Raw genomic sequence first — 4,083 nt, forward strand, 5'->3', positions numbered from 1 at the left:
GAATTTGAGCCGTCATCGTCGCATCCGCAAAAAAACGGGAAAGGCGGTCCCTTTCCCTTTGAAGGGCAAGGATTTTATCAGATTCGCCGCCGGAGCCGAAACGGTTCGGGAAACCCGGATTCCGCGCTCGAACTTTGCCTGGCCTCGCCTGCGGCCCGGCTTGCTGATGGCGGCAGCTCTGATGGCGGCAGCTCATCAGCTATCGGCCTCTTCCGGGGCATTTCCGGGGCCAGCCACCGGGGCCAGCCACCGCGAAAGTCCCCTCCGCGCCCACCCCGTCCGCCCCAAATTCGCCGGGCGACCCCAGCCCCGCATTCGCCGTCAGCCATTCTTTCCGCCGCTTCGAGCTTGAACGGAAGTAGCGTCTGTGCCAAAGTTCCCGGACGCCCCGTCTTTCCATGCGCCCCGTCTTCTTGCGGCTCCCGGCAGGAGTGGCTCCCGGCAATCTTGACGCTACCGGATCGTCCGCGTGGCGGGGCTTTCCAGCTGCCCTGCGAGGCCATCCGATCCCGGCGCGGAAGCTCGGGAAAGCAGGGATCTGCCGAGCCAGGGGGCTGGATTTGCCCGAAAGGGCAGAGTATATTATCCCGTTATACAAAAGCCTGTTTCGTAATGCGGAATCTCGGTCATGTCACGCGCCGGGAGGGCTGGGTATCAAACTAGGCGTTGCGGCTCAACAGGCTGGCAACGAAGACCAACCGGCCGCCACCTACAAACCTGCGCGGCCAAGACCGCAGTGGAAGGAGACAAAACCATGGCACAACTGCCCATCATTCCCAATCTCGAGGACAAAGATCCCCAGGAAACCCAGGAGTGGGTGGATGCCCTCGAAGCCGTGATCGAGAAGGAGGGCGCCGACCGGGCCCACTACCTGATCGAGGCCGTGATTGCCGAGGCCCGCGAAAAGGGCGCCGAGATTCCCTACAGCGCCAACACCGAATACATCAACACCATCCCCCCCGAACAGCAGCCCAGGTACCCGGGCGATCCGGACATGGAGATCAAGCTCCATTCCCACATCCGCTGGAATGCCATGGCGATGGTGGTGCGTGCCAACAAGCACACCAACGTGGGCGGCCACATCGCCTCCTTTGCTTCCGCTGCCACCCTCTACGACGTGGGCTTTTCCCATTTCTGGAAGGCGCCTTCCGCCCAGTCCGGCGGCGACCTGGTCTTTTTCCAGGGCCACTCGGTGCCGGGCGTCTATGCCCGGGCCTTCATGCTCGGCCGCCTGACCGAGGAACAGATGGACCACTTCCGCCAGGAAACCGGCGGCAAGGGCATCTCTTCCTACCCCCACCCCTGGCTGATGCCGGATTTCTGGCAGTTTCCCACCGTCTCCATGGGCCTCGGGCCCATCCAGGCCATCTACCAGGCCCGCTTCATGAAGTACCTGGCGAGCCGCGACCTGATCGATGCCGCCGATGCAAGCCAGCGCAAGGTCTGGGCCTTCCTGGGCGATGGCGAGACCGACGAGGTCGAATCCCTCGGCGCCATCGGCATGGCCGGCCGGGAGAAGCTCGACAACCTGATCTTCGTCATCAACTGCAACCTGCAGCGCCTCGATGGCCCGGTGCGCGGCAACGGCAAGATCATCCAGGAGCTCGAAGCGGAATTCCGCGGTTCCGGCTGGAACGTCATCAAGCTGATCTGGGGCACCCATTGGGACGCCCTGTTTGCGCGGGACAAGAAGGGCATCCTCAAAAAGCGCATGATGGAACTGTGCGACGGCGAGTACCAGACCTTCAAGGCCAAGAACGGCGCCTATGTGCGCGAACACTTTTTCAACACCCCGGAACTGCGCGAGCTGGTCGCGGACTGGACCGATGACGAAATCTGGCAACTGAACCGGGGCGGCCACGACATCTTCAAGATTTTCGCCGCCTACAACGCTGCCGTGAACCACCAGGGCCAGCCCACCCTGATCCTGGCCAAGACCATCAAGGGCTTCGGCATGGGCCAGTCCGGCGAGGCCATGAATACCAGCCACCAGCAGAAGAAGATGGACCTGGATTCCATCAAGGGTTTCCGCGACCGCTTCCACCTGCCGGTGCCCGACGACCAGCTGGAAAAGCTGCCCTACCTGAAATTTCCGGAAGATTCCGCCGAATACCAGTACATGATGGCGCGCCGCGTCGCCCTGGGGGGGTTCCTGCCCCAGCGCCGGCGCCGGGCCGAGCCCCTGGCGGTGCCGCCGTTGTCTGCTTTCGAGGCCCTGCTGAAGGCTTCCGGCGCCGGCCGTGAGCTGTCGACCACCATGGCCATCGTGCGCATCATGAACATGCTCCTGAAGGACAAGGCGATCGGCAAGCATGTGGTGCCCATCGTCCCGGACGAATCGCGCACCTTCGGTATGGAAGGCATGTTCCGCCAGTACGGCATCTGGAACCAGGAAGGCCAGAAATACGTGCCGGAAGACCATGACCAGCTGATGTTCTACAAGGAATCCAAGACCGGCCAGGTGCTCCAGGAAGGCATCAACGAAGCGGGCGCCATGAGCGACTGGATCGCCGCCGCCACTGCCTACTCGGTGCATAACGTGCAGATGATTCCCTTTTACATCTGCTATTCCATGTTCGGCCTGCAGCGCACCCTCGACCTCGCCTGGGCGGCGGGTGACCAGCGCGCCCGCGGCTTTTTGATCGGCGGCACCGCCGGCCGCACCACCCTGAACGGCGAAGGCTTGCAGCATGAGGACGGCCACAGCCTCATCCTGGCCCACCTGATTCCCAACTGCGTCAGCTACGACCCCACCTTCCAGTATGAAGTGGCGGTGATCGTCCAGGACGGCCTGCGCCGCATGAACCAGGAGCAGGAAGACGTTTATTACTACCTGACGGTAATGAACGAGAACTACGAGCATCCGGAAATGCCGGTCGGGGCCGAAGCCGACATCATCAAGGGCATGTACCAGTTCAAGAAGGGCCTGGCTTCCGATGCTCCGCGCGTGCAGCTCCTCGGTTCCGGCACCATCTTCCGCGAAGTCATCACCGCCGCCGAACTGCTCAGGAACGACTGGGGCGTGGAAGCCGACCTGTGGGGCTGCCCCGGCTTCAACGAACTGGCCCGCGACGGTCAGGACGCCAGCCGCTGGAACCTGCTCCATCCGCTCGACAAGCCGCGCCTCTCCCATGTGGAAAATTGCCTCAATGACACTCGTGGCCCGGTGATTGCCGCCACCGACTACATCCGTCTTTATGCCGAGCAGATCCGTCCCTTCATCCACCGCCGCTACGTCACCCTGGGTACCGACGGCTTCGGCCGCTCCGACACCCGGGAGAAGCTGCGCCACTTCTTCGAGGTGGACCGCCACTGGGTCACCGTGGCTGCCCTCAAGGCCCTGGCCGACGATGGCGTCATTGCCCGGGAGAAGGTGGCCGAAGCCATTGCCCGCTACGGCCTGGATGTGAACAAGCCCAACCCCATGACGGTTTGAGGGAGAGACGACCATGAGCCAACTGATTGAAGTGAAAGTGCCGGACATCGGTGATTTCGATGCGGTGCCCGTGATCGACCTGTTCGTGAAAGAGGGCGACAGCATCAAGGTGGATGACGCCATCTGCACCCTGGAATCCGACAAGGCCACCATGGACGTGCCCTCGACGGTTGCCGGGGTGGTGAAGGAAGTGCGGGTCAAGCTGGGCGACAAGGTCTCCGAAGGCACGGTGCTGATCAAGGTGGAAGCCGCGGGTGCTGCTGCCGCCGCGGCGGCGCCCGCCAGCGCCCCGGCAGCGGCTCCGGCTGCTGCTGCCCTTGTTCCTGTCCCTGTTCCTGTTCCTGTCCCGGCTGCCGCCCCAGCTGCCCCAGCCACTCCTGCCACCGCGGGTCTGATCGAGGTGAAGGTGCCGGACATCGGCGACTTCTCCGAGGTGCCGGTGATCGAAATCTTCGTCAAGCCGGGGGATACCGTGAAGGTGGATGACGCCCTGGTGACTCTGGAATCCGACAAGGCCACCATGGACGTGCCGTCCTCTGCCGCCGGAGTGGTCAAGGAAGTGAAGGTCAAGCTGGGCGACAAGGTTGCCGAAGGCACCGTGATCGTGGTGCTGGAAGGCGCTGCCTCGACTGGGGTGCCGGCGAGTG

3 protein-coding genes are annotated in these 4,083 nt (G+C 63.3%); 2 read left to right on the forward strand and 1 reads right to left on the reverse strand.

Going from position 1 to position 4,083, the window contains the following annotated elements; all coding sequences use genetic code 11:
* Positions 1-196: hypothetical protein (locus WBH99_RS00315; RefSeq protein ID WP_424218103.1), on the reverse strand; the 196-nt coding region annotated here is incomplete at its 3' end.
* Positions 197-754: 558 nt separating this feature from the next.
* On the opposite strand from WBH99_RS00315, the gene aceE reads away from it, so the two are divergent.
* Together aceE and WBH99_RS00325 are read left to right on the forward strand one after the other, a co-directional pair.
* The gene (gene aceE, locus WBH99_RS00320) at positions 755-3,436 is read left to right on the forward strand and encodes a pyruvate dehydrogenase (acetyl-transferring), homodimeric type (RefSeq protein ID WP_424218104.1); all 2,682 of its coding nucleotides are present in this window, start codon (positions 755-757) and stop codon (positions 3,434-3,436) included.
* A gap of 13 nt (positions 3,437-3,449) precedes the next feature.
* The coding region (locus tag WBH99_RS00325; protein WP_424218105.1) for a biotin/lipoyl-containing protein at positions 3,450-4,083 on the forward strand (634 nt) is incomplete at its 3' end.

Origin of the sequence: Azovibrio sp. (genome assembly GCF_049658005.1) — a bacterium.
GTDB lineage: Bacteria > Pseudomonadota > Gammaproteobacteria > Burkholderiales > Rhodocyclaceae > Azovibrio.

What these genes read in the sequence shown, in the direction of transcription:
- aceE (WP_424218104.1), top strand. Translation starts at nt 755, where the DNA reads ATGGCACAACTGCCCATCATTCCCAATCTCGAGGACAAAGATCCCCAG.